At 50.7% G+C, this 22,071-nt stretch carries 18 protein-coding genes and 1 tRNA gene; 12 read left to right on the forward strand and 7 right to left on the reverse strand.

The genetic code is table 11. The annotated features are described in order from the left end of the window. The 6 genes from EDF82_RS25590 to EDF82_RS00315 form a co-directional block, all read left to right on the forward strand. On the forward strand, positions 1–2,835 hold a 2,835-nt coding region (locus EDF82_RS25590), incomplete at its 5' end, for a type I secretion C-terminal target domain-containing protein (protein WP_123753642.1). Positions 2,836–3,000: 165 nt separating this feature from the next. Further along, a complete protein-coding gene (locus EDF82_RS00295) occupies positions 3,001–4,437 on the forward strand; it encodes a TolC family outer membrane protein (RefSeq protein ID WP_123753643.1) in 1,437 nt (478 codons plus the stop codon). Next, positions 4,434–6,581, forward strand: coding sequence for a type I secretion system permease/ATPase (locus EDF82_RS00300; RefSeq protein ID WP_123753644.1), 2,148 nt, complete (start codon positions 4,434–4,436; stop codon positions 6,579–6,581). Before EDF82_RS00295 ends, EDF82_RS00300 begins: the two co-directional genes overlap by 4 nt. After that, positions 6,578–7,798, forward strand: a complete 1,221-nt coding sequence (locus tag EDF82_RS00305; RefSeq protein ID WP_123753645.1) for an HlyD family efflux transporter periplasmic adaptor subunit — start codon at positions 6,578–6,580, stop codon at positions 7,796–7,798. The genes EDF82_RS00300 and EDF82_RS00305 overlap by 4 nt, the downstream gene beginning before the upstream one ends. Positions 7,799–7,932: 134 nt before the next feature. Further along, positions 7,933–11,082 carry a glycosyltransferase gene (locus EDF82_RS00310; protein ID WP_123753646.1) on the forward strand — a complete coding sequence of 1,050 codons (3,150 nt, stop codon included), beginning with the start codon at positions 7,933–7,935 and terminating at the stop codon, positions 11,080–11,082. A gap of 150 nt (positions 11,083–11,232) precedes the next feature. Then, the gene (locus tag EDF82_RS00315; RefSeq protein WP_123755430.1) at positions 11,233–12,108 is read left to right on the forward strand and encodes a peptidase; all 876 of its coding nucleotides are present in this window, start codon (positions 11,233–11,235) and stop codon (positions 12,106–12,108) included. A gap of 44 nt (positions 12,109–12,152) precedes the next feature. On the opposite strand, the gene hspQ is transcribed toward EDF82_RS00315, so the two are convergent. Both hspQ and rlmI read right to left on the reverse strand, forming a co-directional pair. Then, positions 12,153–12,470: a heat shock protein HspQ gene (gene hspQ, locus EDF82_RS00320; RefSeq protein WP_123753647.1), complete on the reverse strand. Its 318-nt coding sequence runs from the start codon at positions 12,468–12,470 to the stop codon at positions 12,153–12,155. Positions 12,471–12,529: 59 nt separating this feature from the next. Beyond that, a complete protein-coding gene (gene rlmI / locus EDF82_RS00325) occupies positions 12,530–13,732 on the reverse strand; it encodes a 23S rRNA (cytosine(1962)-C(5))-methyltransferase RlmI (protein WP_123753648.1) in 1,203 nt (400 codons plus the stop codon). Between the two features lie 189 nt (positions 13,733–13,921). Between rlmI and EDF82_RS00330 the strand changes: the two genes are divergently transcribed. Genes EDF82_RS00330 through yccX form a run of 3 tightly spaced genes read left to right on the forward strand, consistent with a single transcriptional unit; the run spans position 13,922 to position 15,628 of the window. Further along, positions 13,922–14,476, forward strand: a complete 555-nt coding sequence (locus tag EDF82_RS00330; RefSeq protein WP_123753649.1) for a kinase inhibitor — start codon at positions 13,922–13,924, stop codon at positions 14,474–14,476. 30 nt (positions 14,477–14,506) lie between these two features. After that, positions 14,507–15,295 carry a helix-turn-helix transcriptional regulator gene (locus EDF82_RS00335; protein WP_123753650.1) on the forward strand — a complete coding sequence of 263 codons (789 nt, stop codon included), beginning with the start codon at positions 14,507–14,509 and terminating at the stop codon, positions 15,293–15,295. A gap of 51 nt (positions 15,296–15,346) precedes the next feature. Then, positions 15,347–15,628, forward strand: a complete 282-nt coding sequence (gene yccX, locus EDF82_RS00340; protein WP_123753651.1) for an acylphosphatase — start codon at positions 15,347–15,349, stop codon at positions 15,626–15,628. Here yccX and tusE read toward each other — a convergent pair. Together tusE and yccA are read right to left on the reverse strand one after the other, a co-directional pair. Then, positions 15,625–15,954 (reverse strand): sulfurtransferase TusE, encoded by a 330-nt coding sequence (gene tusE, locus EDF82_RS00345; protein ID WP_123753652.1) that lies wholly within the window; start codon positions 15,952–15,954, stop codon positions 15,625–15,627. The two genes, yccX and tusE, sit on opposite strands and share 4 nt — an antisense overlap. Before the next feature lie 88 nt (positions 15,955–16,042). Beyond that, entirely contained in the window at positions 16,043–16,702 is a 660-nt protein-coding gene (gene yccA / locus EDF82_RS00350) for an FtsH protease modulator YccA (RefSeq protein WP_123753653.1), read from the reverse strand. 268 nt (positions 16,703–16,970) lie between these two features. On the opposite strand from yccA, the gene EDF82_RS00355 reads away from it, so the two are divergent. Beyond that, complete coding sequence (locus tag EDF82_RS00355) at positions 16,971–18,599, forward strand: ABC transporter substrate-binding protein (RefSeq protein WP_123753654.1); 1,629 nt, start codon at positions 16,971–16,973, stop codon at positions 18,597–18,599. A gap of 144 nt (positions 18,600–18,743) precedes the next feature. Next, positions 18,744–18,831 (forward strand) — tRNA-Ser (locus EDF82_RS00360). 135 nt (positions 18,832–18,966) lie between these two features. On the opposite strand, the gene EDF82_RS00365 is transcribed toward EDF82_RS00360, so the two are convergent. The 3 genes from EDF82_RS00365 to EDF82_RS00375 are packed head-to-tail and all read right to left on the reverse strand — an operon-like array spanning position 18,967 to position 20,918. After that, positions 18,967–19,995 (reverse strand): aldo/keto reductase, encoded by a 1,029-nt coding sequence (locus EDF82_RS00365; RefSeq protein WP_123753655.1) that lies wholly within the window; start codon positions 19,993–19,995, stop codon positions 18,967–18,969. Between the two features lie 37 nt (positions 19,996–20,032). Then, positions 20,033–20,329 (reverse strand): YciI family protein, encoded by a 297-nt coding sequence (locus EDF82_RS00370; RefSeq protein WP_123753656.1) that lies wholly within the window; start codon positions 20,327–20,329, stop codon positions 20,033–20,035. 13 nt (positions 20,330–20,342) lie between these two features. Then, complete coding sequence (locus EDF82_RS00375; protein ID WP_123753657.1) at positions 20,343–20,918, reverse strand: NAD(P)H-dependent oxidoreductase; 576 nt, start codon at positions 20,916–20,918, stop codon at positions 20,343–20,345. 138 nt (positions 20,919–21,056) lie between these two features. Between EDF82_RS00375 and EDF82_RS00380 the strand changes: the two genes are divergently transcribed. Beyond that, positions 21,057–21,965 (forward strand): LysR family transcriptional regulator, encoded by a 909-nt coding sequence (locus EDF82_RS00380; protein WP_123753658.1) that lies wholly within the window; start codon positions 21,057–21,059, stop codon positions 21,963–21,965. Positions 21,966–22,071: the final 106 nt, after the last annotated feature.

The raw sequence follows: 22,071 nt of genomic DNA on the forward strand, positions 1-22,071 counted from the left end.
ATAGCGGTAACGGATTCAGCGGAATATGTCTCGGGTGTTATCAGCGGTAATGTGCTGGAAACAGACGGAAGCGGAGATGTCGGCGATACCGGCGATACAATAACGGTCACCCAGGTCGTGGCGAGTTCGGTCGCCGGAGCACAGCCGGTAGTCATGGTGGATGGCGGGATCGTCATTAATGGTGCCTACGGACAGCTGACTATCCATGCTGACGGCAGTTACTCGTATAAAGCGACGGGAGATGCTGATTCCATCGGCCAGACGGAGGTGTTTACCTACACGATCACGGATGCAGACGGAGATACGGCAACAGCAACGCTGACGATCAATGTTGTGGCGGCGGATGAAGGTGGTGGTTCGGACAGCGATGCGGATTCTGACAGCGATTCTGACTCTGACAGCGACTCGGATTCTGACAGCGATTCGGATTCTGACAGCGACTCGGATTCTGACAGCGACTCCGACTCTGACAGCGACTCGGATTCTGACAGTGACTCCGACTCTGACAGCGATTCGGACTCTGACAGTGACTCCGACTCGGACAGCGATTCGGATTCTGACAGCGACTCGGACTCTGACAGCGATTCGGACTCTGACAGCGATTCGGATTCTGACAGCGACTCGGACTCTGACAGCGATTCTGACTCTGACAGCGACTCGGACTCTGACAGCGACTCGGACTCTGACAGCGACTCTGATTCTGACAGCGACTCTGATATTGAGTTGATAGCAAATAATGATGTGCACACGACCTTGGTTACGGCCGACTACGACAATCTGAATGAGTCTGGTGTGGTTACGCAATTGGTTGGGTTGTCATTACTGAATACGGTTAACGTATCTCTGCTAAGTGGTAATACTTTCGACTTTACTGTGGCTGCGGGTACTACAGAAAATGTCACCTTGGGTATTTCGGGATCGTCGCCTGTATCGGCAGCAGGGCTGGTATCCTTGCTGGCACTCCTGGCCAGCGGTAGCTCTTTGACCGCAGATCTGTTGGTGGTTAATACCGCAACTGGTGAGGTCGCTGCGGTTGCGCAAAATGCCGTAACCCTGACGTCGACTCTTCTGGGTGTGAACTACAGTGGCAGCGTAGCGTTTGAAGATTTGCCATCCGGGAACTACACGGTGGTACTCTCATCGCCGACAACGACCAGTACGTTGGCTTCGGTTCTCAATCTGCTGGCCTCGTTGAATGTTGCGACAGCCGTAGATGTATCGATCACTGACTCCGTAGGATTTGCTGCGGGAGCGGTCAGCGGTAATGTGCTGGAAACCACGACGTCTGGTGATGTAGCGGATACTGGCGAAGGTATTGCGGTCAGCCAGGTGGTAGCGACTTCGGTAGCTGGATCCGCGCCGGTGGTGGTGACAGAAGCGGGCATTACTATCAATGGGGCGTATGGTCAGTTAACAATCCATTCCGATGGTAGCTACAGTTACCAAAGCTCGGGAAGTGCAGGGGATATGGGTAAGACAGACATATTCACCTACACAATCATCGATAGCCATGGTGCGACAGCGACAGCCACGCTCAGCGTCTCAACTGAAGCGTCTCCTTCTGTTGCTGTGAGTGATGAGGTCTCGTTAGATGTTGCGACGGTATACAGTGCGTCGGTAGCGCAAAGTTATAATGCTGCAGCGCTGTCGACGGCGACACCGGTAGCGGTGGGCGCTGCAGCGACTGTCCCTGTCAGCAAGACAATGAACTTTACCGTCAGTGCTGATCATGTGCTGGATAACGCGAAAATTGGTCTGAACTTTACTGGAGATCCAAATGCGACTCTGGGCGGGTTGACGATGAATGTCGTGAGTACATTGTCGCTCTACCATCTGGTCGATAATGGTGATGGTACAACCACGAGTGTCCTGGTATGGAGTGGTTCGGATGTGAAAGCGTTGTCTGCCATTCTTGGGGCAAATGATACTGACTCCATGGCTTTCACCCTGAGCAACGTTGATCTGGCGGCAGGAAATTATCAACTGACCGTGCTGACCAATGTGACCTCAACAACGGCAGCTACATTCAGCCTTACCGGAGACGTTTCGGGGACATTAATCAACACCGCAACTCATTACACCGTAGCGGGGAGCGTTAGCGGGAACATTCAGAGTGGCTTGAATTCAGCCGGAAGTGAAGATATTCATGGGCCACTGTACTCGTCCTTTAGCGTCTCGGGTCATACTCTTTCCGGCGGTGCTGAATCCTGGACCTTCCATAGTAATGGCAGCATTACAACCAGTAGCGGAGGGAGTGTAAGTGGAACTGCCGTCACAATTTACGGTGATTATGGCACCCTGGTAATGGCAAATGATGGTTCTTATACCTACAGTCTGAAAGCAGGCTTGGATGTGTCGACAATCACTGAGAAAGAAATCTTCTCGTACTCGGTGAATGACGCGAACAATGTTTCGTCAAACGCGACATTGACGATTGATCTGCATCCGCAAATCAACGGCAGTATCAATAGTGAAGACATTCATAGTACTGCTTACGACGATACCTTCACGATGAACATCGGAGCCGATACGTTGGTTTACAACCTGCTGGCTGATGACAATACCGGAGGTAATGGTAGCGATACCTGGAAGGATTTCTCGGTCGCGCAAGGAGATCATATTGATGTTTCTGCTCTGTTGGTGGGTTGGGATGGCTCAAGCGACACGTTAGGGAATTATATCTCCCTGTCGTATACAGCAGGGGGAGATACGATTGTATCAATCGACCGGGATGGTTCGGCTAGCGCAGATCATCAACAAGCGACGCTGATTACTCTGCAAGGGGTGCATATCAATACACTTGATGAGTTGATTGATACCAACAATTCACATTAATTAACATGATGCTGGTAGCACAGGGATGTGCTGCCTGAATGACACTATTAGAGAAGAGGGTATTCCAGAAGCCAACCCGGAGATGACAGGGATTGTTAAATAAAAATAAGGATGCGGAAATCATCATATCCGTTTTTTCAGTGTGCTTTCTGAAGGGTGAATTTGATGCGTCTGTTTAAACAAAAAAGGATGATCAGAATCTGCGGGTCTACCGCGATTTTTCTCTTTTCCTGTCCTGCATTTCTGGTTAATGCAGAAAGCTCGTATTTTATGCCGAATGATATTAGCAGTCAGCGTTTAACCGATAACCAACAGATAGCAGGCTATAGCGACGATGTAATTAATAACCAGAGTAGAATATCGGGCCCGCTCGATATTAAGACAGCGGTTAAAAATGCCGTCAATTGGCACCCATCTATTACTCAGGAGGTAAGTAAATTACAAGAACAGGCGCAAAAAGTGGATGTAGCGAAAGCAAAATATTACCCTCAGGTTAGTGCGGGTATGAATAATGGGTACAGTAATACCTATGACGATGCTGGGTATACGCCTTCATTAGTCGTATCGGTATCACAAATGTTGTATGACTTTGGCAAAGTGTCCAGTTCTGTCAGAGCAGCAGATTCAGGCGTCGCGCAACAACAGGCCACGGTTATGCTCAGTATTGATCAGGTCGCTCATGATACCGCCGGAGCGGTGGTACAGGTGCAGGGCTATCAAAAACTGGTAGACATTGCGAAATTACAGGTCGATTCGTTGAAAAAGATTGGGGACCTTATTCGTCAACGAAATGATGCCGGGGCGTCTTCTTTGTCAGATGTCGTGCAAACGGATACGCGTATTGAAGGTGCGCAGTCGACGCTGCTGCAATACCAGGCCGCTCTTCAACGTTGGAAAGCAACGTTGGCAACTTACATCGGTATCGGCAGTATTGCGACCGTGACGGATGATGTGCCGTCGGGGATGGATGCCGCATGCGCAGTAACAAAAATAGATTATCGCTCTGTGCCCGCGGTACTGGCGGCACTGGCTCAAGCGGGGCAGGCGCAGGCGCAGGTAGATAATGCTAACGCACAAATGCTACCAACCATCTCCCTGGAACCTGAAGTTACGCACTATCTTAATGATAATTATGTAAATAGTGCGGTACTTAACAAAACGCAATACTCTGCCTGGGTTCGGGTAGAAATGCCGATTTATCAGGGGGGCGCAATGACGGCTTCTCGTGATGCTGCCCAGCAAACTCTGGCGGCTGCAAATGCGGCGATAAAAACAGCGCAGTTGGATGCCAGCCAAAAACTGAATGCTTCCCGCGATGAGGCGGTCAATCTGGCGCAATCTTTGGGAATTCAGCGTCGTCAACAACTGCTGGGCGAGCAAACCCGGGAATTATATCAGGCTCAATATCTGGAACTGGGGTCGCGCCCGTTACTGGATTTACTCAACGTCGATCAGGAGATTTATCAGGCACGATTTAGCCAGGTTCTGACTGAATCTCAGTTACGTTCCCTTGAACTGGATTGCCTGTTCAGTACCGGTAAGATGCGTACCGTGTTCGCGTTAGAAAATCACAATATCCAGGGCGTGGAGATCCGCCCATGACGATCCAGAATGAACGAGAAGAGATCCCACATTTACTCGATTGGACGAATGCCATCGCTTTTATCGCCAATCATTACCGGCAAAGTTTTTCGCCCGGCACTTTGCATGCTGCTGCGGAATGGACGACCCAAAAAAAACTCCCCGCCGCGTTGAGGTATCTTGCTCGTCATGCCGGGCTGAACTGCCAGTTTTTATCGTCAACCGATCAGCGTATGTCGGCCTGGCGCTTGCCCTTAGTTATTCAACTTAGGGACGGTCAAATTGGTGTGATCGAAAGTTTTGACATGAACAACGCGGTCGGGGTGCGCTTTATCAAAGAGATATCTTTGCTTAGCCATTGTCCCCTGGAAAACCTGCTACCCGAGATTGAACATACGGTTGCTTTTCGTCCCGCTGCACCGGAAAAGGACATCCGTACAGAAAGCTATTTGACTCGCTTTCAGCCAGACTGGCTACGTAAAATTATCCTGAAAGATCTTCGTCCCTACATGCATGTGATGTTGGCATCCTTGGTGATTAATATCTTAGCGTTGGCAGGAATCCTTTTCTCGATGCAAGTTTATGATCGGGTTATTCCGGCACAATCCTTCCCAACATTATATGTGCTGTTCAGTGGAGTCGTCGTCGCGGCGGTATTTAGTTTCATTTTGAAGATAACCCGTGGTCATGTAACAGATTTACTGGGTAAGCGTAGCGATATACGCGTTTCGGACCGGGTGTTTGGTCACGCACTTCGTCTTAAAAACGCGGCAATACCACGTTCTACCGGGAGTTTTATCTCTCAAATTCGTGAGCTGGAACAGGTCCGCGAAATGATGACCTCCACCGTGATGACGATTATCTCTGATTTGCCATTTTTTATTTTGTTCCAGCTAGTGCTTTTTATTGTTTCACCATGGCTAAGTTGGATTGCCCCTGTTGCAACGATCATCATGATTCTCCCTGGGCTGTTGTTACAGCGAAAACTCTCTGCTTTAGCCAATAAAAACCAACATGAAAATACATTACGTAATGCGATTTTGGTTGAAAGTATCCAGGGTTTACAGGATATCAAAATGATGCAGGCGGAAAGCCGTTTTTTGCATCAGTGGAATAGTTATATCGCGATTACTGCAGAATCCGGAGTAAAAACACGCAAGCTAACGCATGGGTTAGTCAGTTGGGGAATGTCGGTACAAAATCTATTGTATGCCACAGTGGTGGTGATTGGCGCGCCGTTAGTGATTAGTGGAGATATCACGACCGGGGCGATGGTTGCTGCGTCAATGCTTTCTACCCGGATGGTTGCGCCAATGACGGCTCTGTGCGGTGTCCTTGCCCGCTGGCAGCAGGTGAAAGCGGCAAAAGCCAGCCTGGATAATCTGATGGCACTCCCCGTCGAAGGGGGGCAGGACGAGCCCAGAATTCATCGTGCCGTTCTTAACGGCAGTTATGAGTTTCGTCAGGCTGAATTTCGTTATGGACCCAATGATGGTGCTATTCCCTTACGCATTCATCAACTGTCAATTAAAGCTGGGGAGAAGATCGCTATTCTGGGTCGCATTGGTGCCGGAAAATCTACCCTGTTGCAGGCCATGATGGGAAATGTGGAACTGACCAGCGGTGAACTACGTCTGGACGATTTGAGCCTGCCGCAAATCGATCTGGCGGATATACGGCGTAATGCGAGTCTGCTTACCCAGGAGGCGCGATTATTTCATGGAACGCTGCGAGAAAATCTGACCCTTGGGCACCCAACAGCAACGGATGATGAAATCGTTTCGGTCCTGACGCTATGTGGAGCGCTGGACTTCGTTCGCAAGCTTCCCCTTGGGTTGGAGCACATTATTATGGAGGGCGGGGGAGGCCTGTCCGGGGGGCAGCGGCAATCGTTGTTGTTGGCGAGAACGCTGCTACGCGATCCTAATATCATCCTCCTTGATGAACCCACTTCGTTCTTTGATGAGCGCACAGAAAAAGCATTTGTTGAACAACTAGCGAAATGGGCCGGCGAAAGAACGATGGTTATCGCCACGCACAAAGCGGCCGTTCTAAACATTGTTGATAGGATCCTGGTCATCCAGGATGGACAGTTGGTGCTCGATAAGCCAAAAACGACCGTCTTTGAACAAGAAAAAGCGCGTGGTCAGGTGGTGAATATATGAATAAACCTGGCGAAGATGTTTTGCATCTTATGAAAGATGCCGATCCTGTCTTGCTGATGCAAGATAGTGAAGAGGATGAGGTGCAGATAGTCAAATCGCGCCGTCTGATTATTATGCTGGCAATTATGCTACTTATCAGCAGTATCTGGGCATGGTTTGCCGTCCTGGACGAAGTCTCTACCGGAAACGGAAAAGTTATCCCTGGTTCTCGTGAACAGGTAATACAGACGCTGGATGGCGGTATTCTGACGGAGCTGAACGTGCAGGAAGGAAGCAAGGTGACGGCAGGGCAAATCGTCGCCCGCCTGGATCCCACTCGCAGTGAGTCTAACGTTGGGGAAAGTCAGGCGAAATATCGGGCTTCATTAGCGGCAAGTATTCGTCTGACGGCTGAGGTCAATAATCAGCCTTTGGTCTTTCCTGACACCCTCAAACCCTGGCCTGCATTATTGGCTGAGGAGACTCGTCTCTATCATAGTCGTCGAGAACAGCTGACAAAATCATCTCGACAGCTTGAAGAGTCACTGGCGTTGGTCAACAGCGAGCTGGCTATCACCGAAAGGTTAGCTAAAACGGGGGCGGCAAGTAATGTTGAGGTTCTCCGTTTGCGTCAGCAAGCGGCTGATATTGGACTGAAAAAGATCGATCTCAATACCCGCTACTATGTCGATGCCCGTGAGCAACTTTCAAAAGCGAATGCGGATGTTGCCAGCCTTGCCGAAGTGATCAAAGGGCGTGCCGATTCGGTAACTCGCTTAACCGTACGTTCGCCAGTCCAGGGTATCGTCAAAAATATTAAGGTCAATACTATCGGTGGGGTTATTGCGCCAAACGGTGAATTGATGGAAATCGTTCCTGTCGATGGTCGTCTACTTATTGAAGCGCGTATTTCACCGCGTGATATTGCCTTCATTCATCCCGATCAGCCAGCGTTAGTAAAAATTACCGCTTACGACTATGCGATCTATGGTGCACTCGATGGGGTGGTAGAGACAATATCCCCGGACACCACCCAGGATGAAGCAAAACCTGATGTTTACTACTATCGTGTATTTATCAGGACTGACCATGATTATCTGGAGAATAAAAAGGGGAAACGTTTTTCAATCGGCCCGGGGATGATTGCAACGGTTGATATTAAAACGGGTCAAAAAACGGTAATGGATTATATGGTTAAACCATTTAACCGTGCGAAAGAAGCACTTAGGGAAAGATAAAATATTGGCAAACGTTAGTATGCCGTGTTTCGTCATACCGACCTTGATACCGAACAAGCATTCAAGGGTGGAAAGAACTGGTATTAATGTTTTTTAAAATTTTCAACGCATTTTAAGGCAAATGGAGATTTGAGATGGCATTAAGTGATTTGTTACAACAAGCCTGTTTCGAGGCGAGAAATTTAAAGTCTGCCGGACTGCCTTCTGATTATCCTGCGTGGGTTATCTTTTTTAGCGTCAGCGACAGTAAAGCGCGCGCGCATATTCATGTGGCAACGGGAAAGAGTTTCGACCTGGCATGGCTGGCTGGCGCGCGAGCCCTGCAGGAATGGCGTAAAAAGCAGGATAATGAGCCGCAATGGCTACGTATCGATCTGGTTGATAGCGTTGAAAAACTATCCTGGCAGACGATAAATGAAAAATTTATTATCACTAAACGAAATTATTTTCGCTTCGGCCTCTCTTTTGATCCACAGTTCACATGCTCAATGCTTGAACAAGAAATTGCGGCGAATGCATTACTTTATGATGGTGATAACGGTGTCGTTGCACCCAATGACGTTAATCTGGAAAACTACGGTCAGCGTCGTTTTAATCATTCCCTCTCCTGGCCCACCGAACCACAGCAGCCTCTTTGGCGCTTTAAAACCCGAGCGGTGTTTTGTGATCGCTCCGGGGCTCGGATTATTGAGCATGCCGGGCGTAATTCTGGATATCGTGCGATTAGTGAAAACTGGCAGGATGAATGTCTGGCAGACGTTATTAAGAAAGGAACTGACTATTTAGCGCGTCAGGTTAAGAAAGACGGCTTGTATCACTATGGCTGGTTTCCTTGTTTCGATCGGCCTGTGCGTTCATATAATGCGCTGCGTCACGCGAGTTCTACCTACGCGCTTATTGAAGGCTGGGAAGTCACTCGGCAGCCCACGGTTCGCCAATCGATAGACCGGGCGATTAATCTGCTGGTAACGCGCCTGATAGAAACCCGCACTTTGCCTGATGGGCAACAGGCGGCGTTTTTATGTGATGTTGATGATGAAATTAAACTTGGTGGTAACGCCGTAAGTATTCTCGCGTTGGTGAAATACACTGAAGTAACGGGAGATCGGCAATATCTGGAATTGATGAGGCAACTGGCTGTGGGGATCGCTTATATGCAGGATCCTAACAATGGCACCTTTGTCCATGTCCTGCATAGTAAAGATCTCGCTATTAAAACGAAATTCCGCATCATCTACTATGATGGTGAAGCGGCTTTTGCATTAATGCGCCTGTACAGTCTGACAAAAGAACCACAATGGCTTGAGATGGTGGAGAAAGCCTTTACTTATTTCATTAAAAATAAACACTGGCAGCACCATGATCATTGGTTGAGCTACTGTGTTAATGAATTAACCCGGTTCCGGCCGGAAGAAAAATACTTTCAGTTTGGCTTGAACAACGTTCGCGATCATCTGGATTTTGTTCTCCTCCGTGTGACGACCTATCCAACTTTACTGGAATTAATGATGGCGGCGTCTGAGATGGTTGCCCGATTGGACGGGTCGCCTGAGCATCGACATTTGCTAAATGATTTTGACATAGAAAAGTTTTATCAGGCGCTGGTACACCGAGCCCGTTACCTATTAAACGGCTTTTTCTGGCCTGAACTGGCGATGTTCTTTAAAAACCCGGGCCGGATAGTCAATAGCTTTTTCATTCGTCACCATAGTTACCGTGTGCGTATCGATGATGTCGAGCACTATCTCTCGGGTTACATTGCTTATCAGAAATACCACCTGGCGGCAAAAAAAATATCGACTGAAAAGGCAGTGAAACAGCCTGCGCGCAATGGTACTCCGGTTTTTTTACTGGAAAACTTACGTGATGTCGGAAATGGGATTGAAGTTGCTGCTGTACAGCGGGCAAAACTGTTTAGCGAAAGTTTACGCATCATACCATGGATTATCACATCATCATGGAATCGGGAACTGGCAAGTACCGTAGAAAAATTACGATTACGTGGAGCTTTGCCGAAAGATGTACCCGTTTATAACATCTACTATTGGTTGAAAGACTGCCTGCACGCGAAAATAATCACCTCGCTGGCTCCGCTCAGCGGCGATATTGCACTGAGACAGACAATAGAACCCGGTCCGAATGTCCCAATTGGTAAACACAATTATCTGGTTCGTCCAGGCGGGGGGATTGTTGAGGACTACATTGATAGTGATGGAAATATTGTTTTACGTAAGTTTTATGATGAGAAGAAAGCAAATCTGCAATTAAGTCATATAGAACTAGCACTCGGTGCTGGAGAGATAAAACGCTTCACCCAGGAGGAAGCATTTTTCTCCTGGATGCTGGAGACGATGCTAAAAGATTGTGGCTCATGGCATTTTATTGTAGATAAAAATAAAGCATGGAAAAATTTTGTGAGTTCCCGACCTGCGGAAAGAATGAACTGTTCCGTGAGCGCAATTGTTCATTCCCATCACAAACTACTTAACGGAATGACGAAGGGTTCGTATCGACATATCCTTGAGCAACCCGAACTCGTCGACAAACTGATTATTTTAACCCAGGAGCAGTGGCAGGATTTGCGTGAGGAGGGCTTCCCTGAATTACGGATGGCAGTGATTCCAAATCATATGGATGAAAGTAAAATACCAGCCAACCTGCAGAAGGTACCTTCGGAGACGGTTCTCTATCTGGCCCGTTATTCTGAAGAGAAGCAGCATGCATTGCTGCTACGTGCTTTTCGCAACGTCATTGCTGCAATACCTTCTGCTCAGCTGCATACCTACGGAGTGGGCCCTCTGAGAAGGAGCTTAACCACCAAGGTTAAAGAGTGGGGTCTTGAAAATTCGATAAAAATCAATGATTTTACTTCTGATGTGGCTGCTGCCCACAAGGCCGCCTGCTGCACTGTGCTGTGCTCTACCCAGGAGGGGCAGTCAATTTCTGCTGTAGAAGCGATGGCTTATGGCACTCCATTAATCAGCTTTGCCATAAAATATGGGCCACGCGATATTTTGCAGGATATGCAAGCTGGCATTCTGGTGCCATCCGGTGATGAGGGGGCACTGTCGGAAGCCTTAATAAAAGTTATCTCAGATAAGACTTTGCAACAAAAGATGCACAGAGCCGCGATTCATAATGCACAGCGCTTCTACGGTGCAGCTATTGCAAAACAGTGGGATATCTGGCTACAGAATTGCGAACAATTGATTGTCCCTGCGTCTGGAAAAGTAACAGGGCTGGAGCAGCTAAAGAAGTTAAATTTGGTGGTTAACGTTGAATAGTTAGTCTCTCACCTCTGCTGGATTACAGCAGAGGTGAGAGACCGTTCGGAGCAAATACTGATGAGACTTGCGAAATGGCCTAAAGGGGGTACTCCACCAGGAATCTATATATTAATGTTGTTACTATCCACTCCTGCTTATGCCAATGACATGCTACAAGTATCAGGTTGTGTGAAGGGATCATTGTTGTTGGAGCGTAGACTGGAAAAAGAGTTTGTTGCAGATGACTTTCATATTTTTTATAGCATGGATAGTAAGGATGCACTAATTTATCTACGCCATAGTAATGGCGACGGCGTTCCCGATACTATCAAAGATATCGCTGTTCAGTTGCAAGCCGCAAAATATCTCTACTCTTCAGTGTTAGGTCTTCAATTCCCTTTACAACAAAAAATATTTTCCCGGGCCCGACAGATAAATGTTTATTTACTTACGTTGCCGAAGGGCAATGGACTGGCTTTCGATCGTGTAGCAAGCGAGACCATGAGCGATGGCAAACAGATTCCTTGTGGTTTAAAAATAGTGCTTAATGCAGCCTTAAAACCCGCGCAAAATATTACTCCTGCACATGAGCTTTTTCATTTATATCAGTATGGCTATGCAGTATTTAAACAGCAATGGTATCTCGAAGGAATGGCCCGCTGGATGGAGGATGTGTTTAAACCCGGTGAGAAAAGAACAAAAAAACTGACTGTCCTGCCTACGTGCGAAAGTCAATACTCTCGTGGTTATGGCGCCGCAAACTATTGGGCAAGCTATGCTCAGTCCGCTTTTAATCCGAAGTGGATAGGGGAGATGCAGCAGAAGTATCATTATCAGGACGGCAGCCCTGTATTCAAAATCAACATGCTACCCGGCGGAGGAATGATGCGGCCATTTTTTCATCAGTTGTCCCTCACTAGCGTTAAGGTTTCACAAAAGGTGAATCTGGCTAATACCCGGTGGCCGGAAAAATCTCAGCGGGCCCCACAATTTAATTCGGTCATTTGCCAGGCACTGCAGGGGACAGATAGTGAAACGAAGTAAATAAAAACCCCGCCACGGCGGGGTTTTTTCATGTTAGCGACATCTTAGTTACGTAGCCGCGGCGCCTGCAGCTGCTGGCGAATTGTTCTGGCCAGTTCGTCCATGGACGGCTGCTCCGGATGTTCATCGCTGGTTTCGCTGCTCAACTGCGCTTCCGCAAGATAAGTGTGGATCGGCTGTCCGTCCTCATCTTCCATCACCACATGATACCAGGGAGATGCGCGCAGTTCGTCATTGGCGGCAATTTCGTCCTCTTCAGGCTCGGAGAGCGAGTATTGTGGATCGATATCAACCACCACGCCAAGATAGCCCAATAGCGTATGGCGGACCTGTTGCCCGATACCGAATTTGCTGGCAATCATAAGCACCTCCTGGGAAACGTCATTACCTGCTATATGCGGGCAAGGTTTCACTTTTCAAGTTACATGACGCGACAGGCAAACCCTTTCAGATACAGCCCTTCCGGGTAGGTTGCAATCACCGGGTGATCGGCAGCCTGACGGAACTGTTCTATAAATTGTACATCACGTCCGGCGTCAATTGCGGCATCGGCGATGATTTTCTGAAATAAATCGGTCGCCATCAAACCGGAACAGGAGAAGGTCAGCAGAATGCCGCCGGGATTCAACAGTTGAATCGCCAACATGTTGATATCTTTATAGCCACGGCAGGCGCCCATCAGCTGGTTTTTGTTCTCGACGAACTTTGGCGGGTCCATGACAATCACGTCAAACTTCTCACCCTGATCGCGATATTTACGCAGCAGTTTAAATACGTCGTCGCGGACAAATTCGGCTTTGGCAAGGTCCAGTTTGTTGAGCTCAACGTTTTGCTTCGCAACGTCCAGTGCCTCCTGGGAGGTGTCAACGCTAATCACTTGACGGCAGCCGCCCATCAGCGCGGAGACGGCGAAACCGCCGGTATAAGAGAAGCAGTTCAGCACGCGTTTATCGGCGACGTAGCGACGGGTTGCCAGTCGGCTGTCGCGTTGATCGAGGTAGTAGCCGGTTTTGTGGCCGCCCTGAATATCGACCAGCAGCTGCATGCCGTGCTCGGTGATCGGCAGTAACGCAGGTGGCAGATCACCGGTAACCAGGCCCTGTGCCAGTTCCAGACCTTCTTTTTTACGCACCGCGACATCGCTACGATCGTAAATCGAGCAGTCCGGGAACAGGGTCTGCAGTGCGCTAACGATGGCGGCGCGCTGATATTCGGCACCGGCACTTAACAGCTGCAGGACGAAAAAGTTACCGAAACGGTCAATTGTGACGCCCGGCAGTCCGTCAGACTCGCCGGCGATCAGGCGGTAGCTGTCGAGGCCGTCGCGGGCGGCCAGCCATTCGCGCCAGGTTTGCGCTTGCTGCAGGCGACGTTCGAAAAAGGCGGTATCAATCGTTTCCTGACGATCGAAACTCCAGACGCGCGCGCGAATCTGCGATGACGGCGACCAGGCGCCACGGGCCAGCCATTTTCCCTGCGAGTCGACGATGTCGATGGTTTCGCCGGAACGGGCTTTACCTTCCATACGGGCAATGGCGCCGGAGAACACCCAGGGATGGCGACGCAGCAGGGATTTTTCGCGTCCTTTGGATAACACTAAGCGGGGGAAAATGGAATCTGTCATGGGGCTACCTTTAAGCAACGGGAATGTCGGCACCGAAAAATGGCGCGTAGGTTAGCACAAGTGGCTGGCGCAAGCATCTTTCCAGCGGGGCGACAGCTGAGCGTTTCGGCACAAAATGCAGACGCTTCGGCACAATAAAAAACCGCGGTCGATCTTACAGTGTTTCCTCACCCAATGGAGGACAATACGATGAAAACAAGATCCCGGCTCGCAGCAATGTTGATAGTGGCTATTAGTACCAGCGCAGCGGCAGCCTCATTTCGCGTCACCAGCAGCGATATGCGGGAGGGCGATGGCCTGGCGGTAACGCAGTTGTTTCAGGGCTTTGGCTGTTCTGGTGGCAATATTTCGCCTCAACTGGCCTGGGAAAATGCGCCATCAGGCACCCGCAGTTTCGCGATAACCGCCTACGACCCGGATGCGCCAAGCGGCAGCGGCTGGTGGCACTGGACGGTGGTGAATATCCCCGCGACGGTTTCCCACCTGTCTGCTGGTGCCGGAGATAAAAATAACGCTAAACTGCCTGCTGGTGCGGTGCAGGGACGAAATGACTTTGGTTACGCCGGGTTTGGCGGCGCTTGTCCTCCGGCTGGTGATAAACCTCACCGTTACCGTTTTACGGTGTGGGCACTGGATACGCCAGCGTTACCCATTGATGCACAGGCCAGCGGCGCGTTAGTCGGGTTTATGGTTCGCAGCCATGTTATTGCCAGCGCGCAGCTGACGGCAATGTCGGGGCGCTAAACGACAGACAGCAGGATACAGAGAGTCCAGATGCGCAATATTCACTTTCAGCATAATGCATTGTCGGCGGCGGAAATTACCTCCCGTCGGCTCTATAAACTGCACCGCGTCAGGCTGTTCTCGCCGGCGCTGTGTCGGGTGAATCGTGGGAGCAAGATCATCGTGCAGGGCGCCAGCCAGATGCTGGCGACACCGCAGCAGCTGATCATCCTGCCCGCTGACATCGAGCTCGAAGTGATTAATCAGCCGGAGAATGGCTTATTTTGTTCCGATTTGCTCTCTTTGACGCCTGAGCTGTTGGCCGATTTTAAAGCGCGATATCTGAATGAGCCGCCGCCTGGTCGACTAACTTCCCTGTGCGCGCCGGTCACGCCGGAACTATCGTTTATGTGGCAGAACGTCCTGCAGGCGGTTCGCGGCGGATTATCGACGGAGCTGCAACATCACCAGGCGATGGGGGTGCTGCTGGCGTTGCAGCAGGCGGGGTACGCCGGGCCGTTACTGCATGAGCGGCAACAGGATCTGACGGGTCAGGTGCGGCAAATTATTATGCTGTCACCGGCGGACGAGTGGAGCGTGCCTCGGGTGGCGAAGATGCTGTTTCTCGGCGAATCGACGTTACGCCGCCGTTTACAACTGGAGTCGCAAAGCTTTCGCCTGATTGTTGAGGAGGTGCGTATGGCTTTCGCATTAGGCCAGCTGCAATCGACCTCGCTGCCCATCGGCGAGATCGCTCGCAACAGCGGCTATCAGTCCGGTTCTCGTTTTACCGCACGCTTTCGTCAGCATTACGGCCTGTTGCCGAAGCATGTGCGTTAGCAAAAGTTTGCTATTCTCAGCATCAAGGGTAGCCACAAAAGGAGAGTAATCATGGCGACAATCTGCACCATGGCGTGGGTCTATGGTTCCGTTCAGGGCGTGGGGTTTCGCTACTCGACGCAGCGGGAAGCGCTACGCTTAGGGCTGACGGGTTACGCGCGTAATCTTGACGATGGCAGTGTGGAAGTGCTGGCCTGCGGCGAAGAGGAGCAGGTGGCGGCGTTAATTACGTGGCTACAGGCGGGCGGACCGCGTAGTGCGCGGGTTGACAGGGTGAATACGGAACCTCATCAACCCACCAGAGAATGGCAAAAGTTTGCCATTCTGTATTAGATGCATTTCACCGGTTTAGGCAGGCCGGCAACTTTAGTCGCCTGTTTGGCCGGGCCTTTCGGGAACAGACGGTAGAGATAGCGGCTGTTGCCTTTCTCTTCGCCAAACTTATTGGCCATCGCCTTCACCAGCATGCGGATAGCGGGTGAGGTGTTGAATTCCAGATAAAAATCACGCACGAAGCGCACCACTTCCCAGTGTTCGACGGAGAGGGTAATGCCCTCTTTTTCTGCGATAACCACCGCCATTGCCTCGTTCCACTGCGTGGTATCTTTCAGATAGCCTTCGCTATCGGTCTCTATTTCATTGCCTTCAAAGATAAACATAATTCTTCACATACCGTTCAGACTGGCGGCAGTTTAGCAAAAAATAAGGCCCCGCATAAGCAGGGCCTGTGAACTACGGTAGGAGAGGTTAGTCTCTGCTTGCGAAGCCAAGGATGCTCAGCAGGCTGATGAAGATGTTGTACAGCGACACGTAAAGGCTCACGGTAGCGCGGATATAGTTGGTCTCGCCGCCGCGGATGATGTTGCTGGTTTCAAACAGGATTGCGCCTGAAGAAATCAGGATAAACACCGCGCTGATTGCCAGGTGCAGAGCCGGCAACTGCAGGAAGATGTTCGCCACCATCCCGATAAGCACCACCACCACGCCAGCCATCAGCATACCGCCGAGGAAGGACATGTCTTTACGCGTGGTCAGCACGTAGGCCGAGCAGCAGAAGAACACCAGTGCGGTACCGCCCAGCGCCAGGCCGATCAGATCGCCCATGCCCGCGGACAAATAGGCATTCAGCATCGGGCCAAGGATATATCCCAGGAAGCCGGTAAAGGCGAACGCCGCCAGAATCCCGGTCGGTTTGTTGGCCAGTTTATAGGTCAGGAACATCAGACCATACATCCCGACCAGCGTCAGAATCAGCCCCGGAGAGGGCAACATCAGTACCGTACTGGCCGTCGCTGTGATAGCGGAAAATGCCAGTGTCAGACTGAGGAGGAAATAGGTGTTCCGCAGAACTTTGTGCGTGCTGAGCAGCGATGAACGGTCACGCGACGACGTAATTATACGATCCATGAGTCACTCTCTTATGACAGATGTAATTAATAACGAAGCATAAAAAAACCACGCCAGAAGCCATAGTGCTTTTACCCATCTTTACTTTGCCTCACAGCGCAATGTCATAGCATTTTATTCTAATAAATGATGCTAAGGCGGTGCGTTTGTGCGTTTGGCATCAGGAACCAGATCGGAATCTGATAGGTTACTGAAAAATATTGCGTTATTGCCATTCTGTGGCTAAGTGTGGAGAGGGTACAAACGAAGCGTAATAAAGGCAAGGGATATGAAATCACAAAAATACAATCACATCACACAAGCATTACTGGCTATCGGTTTACTCTGCTCGACGGCAACGGCTTTCGCCGCCCAGGTGCCACCGGGTACGGTGCTGGCAGAAAAGCAGGAGCTGGTCAGAAATAACGGCAGCGAACCGGCATCACTGGACCCGCATAAAGTCGAAAGCGATGTTGAGTTTAATATCATCAGCGATCTGTTTGAGGGGCTGGTCAGCGTCTCGCCGCAAGGTGAGATCCAGCCGCGGCTGGCGGAGAAGTGGGATAATAAAGATAACACCGTCTGGACCTTCCATTTACGCCCAGGCATCACCTGGTCGGACGGCACCGCCATCACCGCGCAGGACATTGTCTGGAGCTGGCAACGCCTGGTATCGCCGCTGACCGCGTCGCCGTACGCCAGCTATCCCGGCAATATGCACATCGTGAATGCGCAGGAGATTGCCGAGGGGAAAAAAGCGCCGGAAACGCTGGGCGTGAAAGCGATTGATGATGCCACTTTTGAAGTGACGTTGACGCAGCCGAACGCCGCGTTTCTGGCGATGCTGGCGCACCCTTCGCTGGTGCCGATTGATAAAGTGCTGGTGAACCGTTTTGGCGAGCAGTGGACCAAACCGCAGCATATGGTGACCAGCGGTCCTTATAAGCTGTCCGCGTGGGTGGTCAACGAGCGCATCGTCGCTGAGCGCAACCCGCGCTATTGGGATAACGCGCATACCGTTATCAACAAAGTGACCTATCTGCCGATTCATTCGGAAGCGGCCGACGTTAACCGTTATAAAGCCGGTGAAATCGACATTGTCTATACGGTGCCGATCAACCAGTTTGCCCAGCTTAAAAAAACCATGGGCGATCAGCTGGACGTATCACCGCAGCTGGCGACCTATTACTACGAGTTCAATACGACCAAAGCGCCGTTTAACGATCCGCGTGTGCGCCTGGCGCTGAATATGGCGCTGGATAAAGACATCATCGCGGAAAAAGTGCTGGGGCAGGGGCAGCGCCCGGCCTGGGTGATCAGCCAGCCTGATATTGGTGGCGTAAAACTGCAAAACCCGGATTACGGCAGCTGGCCGCGGGATAAACGGATTGCCGAGGCTAAAAAGCTGCTGAGTGAGGCCGGGTACAACGATTCGCATCCGCTGGTGTTTAATCTGCTGTACAACACGTCTGAATCGCACCAGCGGGTGGCGATTGCCGCCAGTTCGATGTGGAAGAAAAACCTCGGCGTGGAAGCGAAGCTGCAAAACCAGGAGTGGAAGACCATGCTCGATACCATGCACACGCATACTTTTGATGCGGTGCGCTACGCGTGGATTGCCGATTACGATGATGCGGCTACCTTCCTGAATAACTTCCGCACCGGCGACAGTGAAAATACCAGCCAGTACAGCAATCCTGCCTATGATGAAGCGTTGAAGAACGCCGCCAAAGCGCCGGATGTTGTCGCCCGTGGCAAGTACTATCAGCAGGCAGAGGATTTGCTTGGGAAAGATGTGCCCGCAATCCCGGTCTATCACTATGTCAGAACGCACCTGGTGAAGCCGTGGGTGGGCGGATTTACACCGGATAAGCTGGGGTACTACTTCACGAAAGATATGTATATCAAAAAACATTGACCGTAGCTGGCCCGATTGACGTCGTTTTTTTATGCAATGTGCCTATATTTCAGACGAATAACGCATTTTTGTTTGTTTTTGCGGCAGTTGAACAAAATCGGGCTTTACAGCCTACGCAGAGGTGTTTATAGTGCGCCCCATACCGGAAGCGTGGCCGAGCGGTTGAAGGCACCGGTCTTGAAAACCGGCGACCCGAAAGGGTTCTAGAGTTCGAATCTCTACGCTTCCGCCAAATATAAAACCCCAGGATAGTTAATATCCTGGGGTTTTTTCATTTCTGCCGTTCCCCGCATGCCATTGCTTTCGGCTAAGTGTCCCATTAGGCTATTTTATTTGCCATTTTGGCCCTGGGCAGTGCTCACCATCCTCACGTACTGCGCGTCCACACCTGTTTTGCGTCTTTGGTTCGCAGAGTGTTTTGCGCCATGATCCCGGTCAGCGCATGCGGCTGGTAGCACGCTTCCAGATACTGGATATCCTCGGGACTCAGCTGCAGATCAACCGCGTCTGTCGCGCCGTCAATGTGCTGTTTTCGGGTCGCACCGACGACCGGCGCAGTCACTTTTGTCAGCAGCCATGCGAGAGAAACCGCGGTCATCGAAACCTGATATCGTTCGGCAAGTTCCGCCACACGGTCAATGATTTTGCGATCCAGATCCGCCGTTGCGTCGTACTTCCCTTTGGCATAATCATCCTCAGCGGCTCGTAGGGTTTGAGTCTCAGCCTGACGCGCAAGACGACCACTGGCCAGCGCACTGTAGGGCGTCATCGCAATTCTGTCCTCAGCGCATAATCCGAAAAGCTCCCGCTCATCTTCACGCATAATCAGGTTGTAGTGGCTCTGTACGGCAACAAACGGGGTCAGTCCATGGCGTGCGGCAAGGGCGTTTGCTTTAGCCAACTGCCATGCATAGCAGTTGGATATACCGATGGCGCGGATCTTACCGGCGCTAATGGCCTCATGCAGCGCTTCAAGCACCTCAATAACCGGCGTGTTGTAATCCCAGATGTGATAGATATAAAGATCGATATAGTCCATGCCGAGATTGCGCAGGCTCTGATTAAGCGACTGCGCAATGGCCTGTTTACCGCTGACGCCGTTAGCAATCTGTTCGGACGTACGGGGCAGGAACTTAGTGGCGACCACCACGTCTTGACGTTTTGCCATGTCACGCAGCGCCTTGCCAACGTACCTCTCGCTGGAACCGTTCTGATAGGCAATGGCGGTATCGTAGAAATTGATGCCTCGCTCAAGACCATAGCGAATAATGTCGCGGCTTTCTGCTTCGCCCAACGTCCAGCGATGCTGGCCCGTCGACGGGTCGCCAAACCCCATGCACCCCATACAAATACGGGATACCGTTAAGTCACTTTTACCAAGCCGGGTATATTGCATTGTCATTTACTCCGTCTTATCAGTTTCAGGAATGAGCTTATGATTGCTGAAGCTGATGCAGGTTTTCCGCAACCATTGCGGGCACAAACTCCCGGATGTCATACGTCGCCAGGTCGGGGTAATAGGGATCCTCTTCCAGGATCGCCATCAGGGCACCGCGACTCTCCGTGTTGGCCATAATGACCCCGGATCTTTCGCGGTCGATATAAGGCCCGACGACCACAAATGCACCGGTCGAGAAATGATGCTGGAACCACTGCACATGCCCGGGGAATAATGAATTATGCTGTTCTGGCGAGAGCGCATCGCTGACCGTTATGGTGATGATAAACATTGTCTTGTTCTCCTTAACCAGCCACATTCGTGTCAGCAGATAAGGTGCTCAGCATGGCGACCAGGCGAGAGGCGTGGTCTTGAGCAAGGGCTTTCTGTTGGGCGATTTTAGCTGTATCCCTGTCGGCATAGCTGATACCGCAGGTATAAACCGGTTGTTGCCATTGCAGATTGCAAAGCCTGGCCGTGGTTTCGAACGGGACGAGGTAATCTTCGATGTTGTGTTCAAAGAAGCCATCTGCTGAATACAGTGCCTGTGGCGCGCCTGTGGTGAATGACAGGATCAGTTTTTTACCACCCAGTTTTGCCGTTGAACCATGGGCGAAACCATGAACAAAAACCTCGTCCAGCCAGCATTTCATGAGCCCAGGGAGCCCATACCAGGAAAAAGGGAACTGCCAGACAATCACATCTGCCTTCAGCAGGCTTTCCTGCTCCGCGCTGATGTTGATTTTGCCGTCAGGATATAACCCGTCCAGCCGGCGTATTTCAGCGTCAGGCAGGGCAGTCGCCACTTCGTCCAGAATGGTGGCATTCGCCACGGAGTGGTTCAGGTCTGGATGCCCGGAAACAATCAGGATATTTTTCATTTTCAATGTGTTAATTAGCCGTTGTTGATCTTGGATCCAGTATAGGGCGACGACATTGTTTTTTTTTAGAGCAGTAATGCCTTAATCACTTTTAGCCTGTAGCTAATAATTGACCGGCCATTGCTTGAGGATGATCCTATGAATAACGCCATTTATAATCAGATACGTATCTTTCAAAGCATTGCGCGTGAAGGCAGTATCTCGGCGGCGGCCAGGAAACTTGAAATTACTCCGCCATCGGTCAGCAATGCCCTCAAGCTTTTAGAACAGCACATCGGGCATCCTCTTTTCCTGCGCACTACCCGGCGCATTGAGCTGACAGAAACCGGACAACAGCTGCTGGAGCAAACCACAGCGGCGGTGGATTCGCTGGAAAAGTCGCTGGAAAGTATCCGCGATCAGAATCAGGAACCGTCGGGCCTGGTGCGGATTACGCTCTCGCGTTTCGCCTATCTGTTGATTTTAAAGCCCGCGATGGCTGCATTCTGCCGTGAATACCCAGGTATTCAGCTTGAGGTATCGGTCTACGATGGCACCGTGAACATCATCGACGACCGTTTTGATCTGGGGATTCGCTTTGGCGATATTCTGGAGGGCGGGGTGGTGGCGCGTCCTTTAATGAAACCGTTTCGTGAAGGACTGTATGCTTCGGCAGCCTATCTTGCCGAATATGGCATGCCTGTGGTGCCGGCCGATCTCCGCCAGCACCGGCTTATCGGCTATCGCTTCATCACCAATAACCGCATCCTCCCTCTGATCCTGAATGACAACGGAGAACAACTGACCGTTGAAATGCCCGGCCAGATTATCAGCAACGATATTGACGTCATGGCCGACGGTATCCGCAACGGGCTGGGGATTGGTCGCTTATTTGAACCTATTCACCGATTACAGCCAGACAGGGAGACGTTTCTTCCCGTTATGGAGCGTTACTGGAGAACGTATCCGCCGGTTTATCTCTATTACCCGAAAAGCGCGGGCAAAATGAAAAGAGTGAAGGCCCTCATTGAATTTCTAATCGCTCATACAGAAGATCCGAAAGAATGAGTGGCTCTCTCGTTTCTGGATAACGTTGTATCGACCCGTTGAGCTAACAGCCAGAAGCGGACATTGCTCACCCCCAGGAACACGATACAAAGCGCCCGCGCTAAAT

This window comes from Klebsiella sp. BIGb0399, assembly GCF_003752615.1.
GTDB lineage: Bacteria > Pseudomonadota > Gammaproteobacteria > Enterobacterales > Enterobacteriaceae > Klebsiella > Klebsiella lignicola.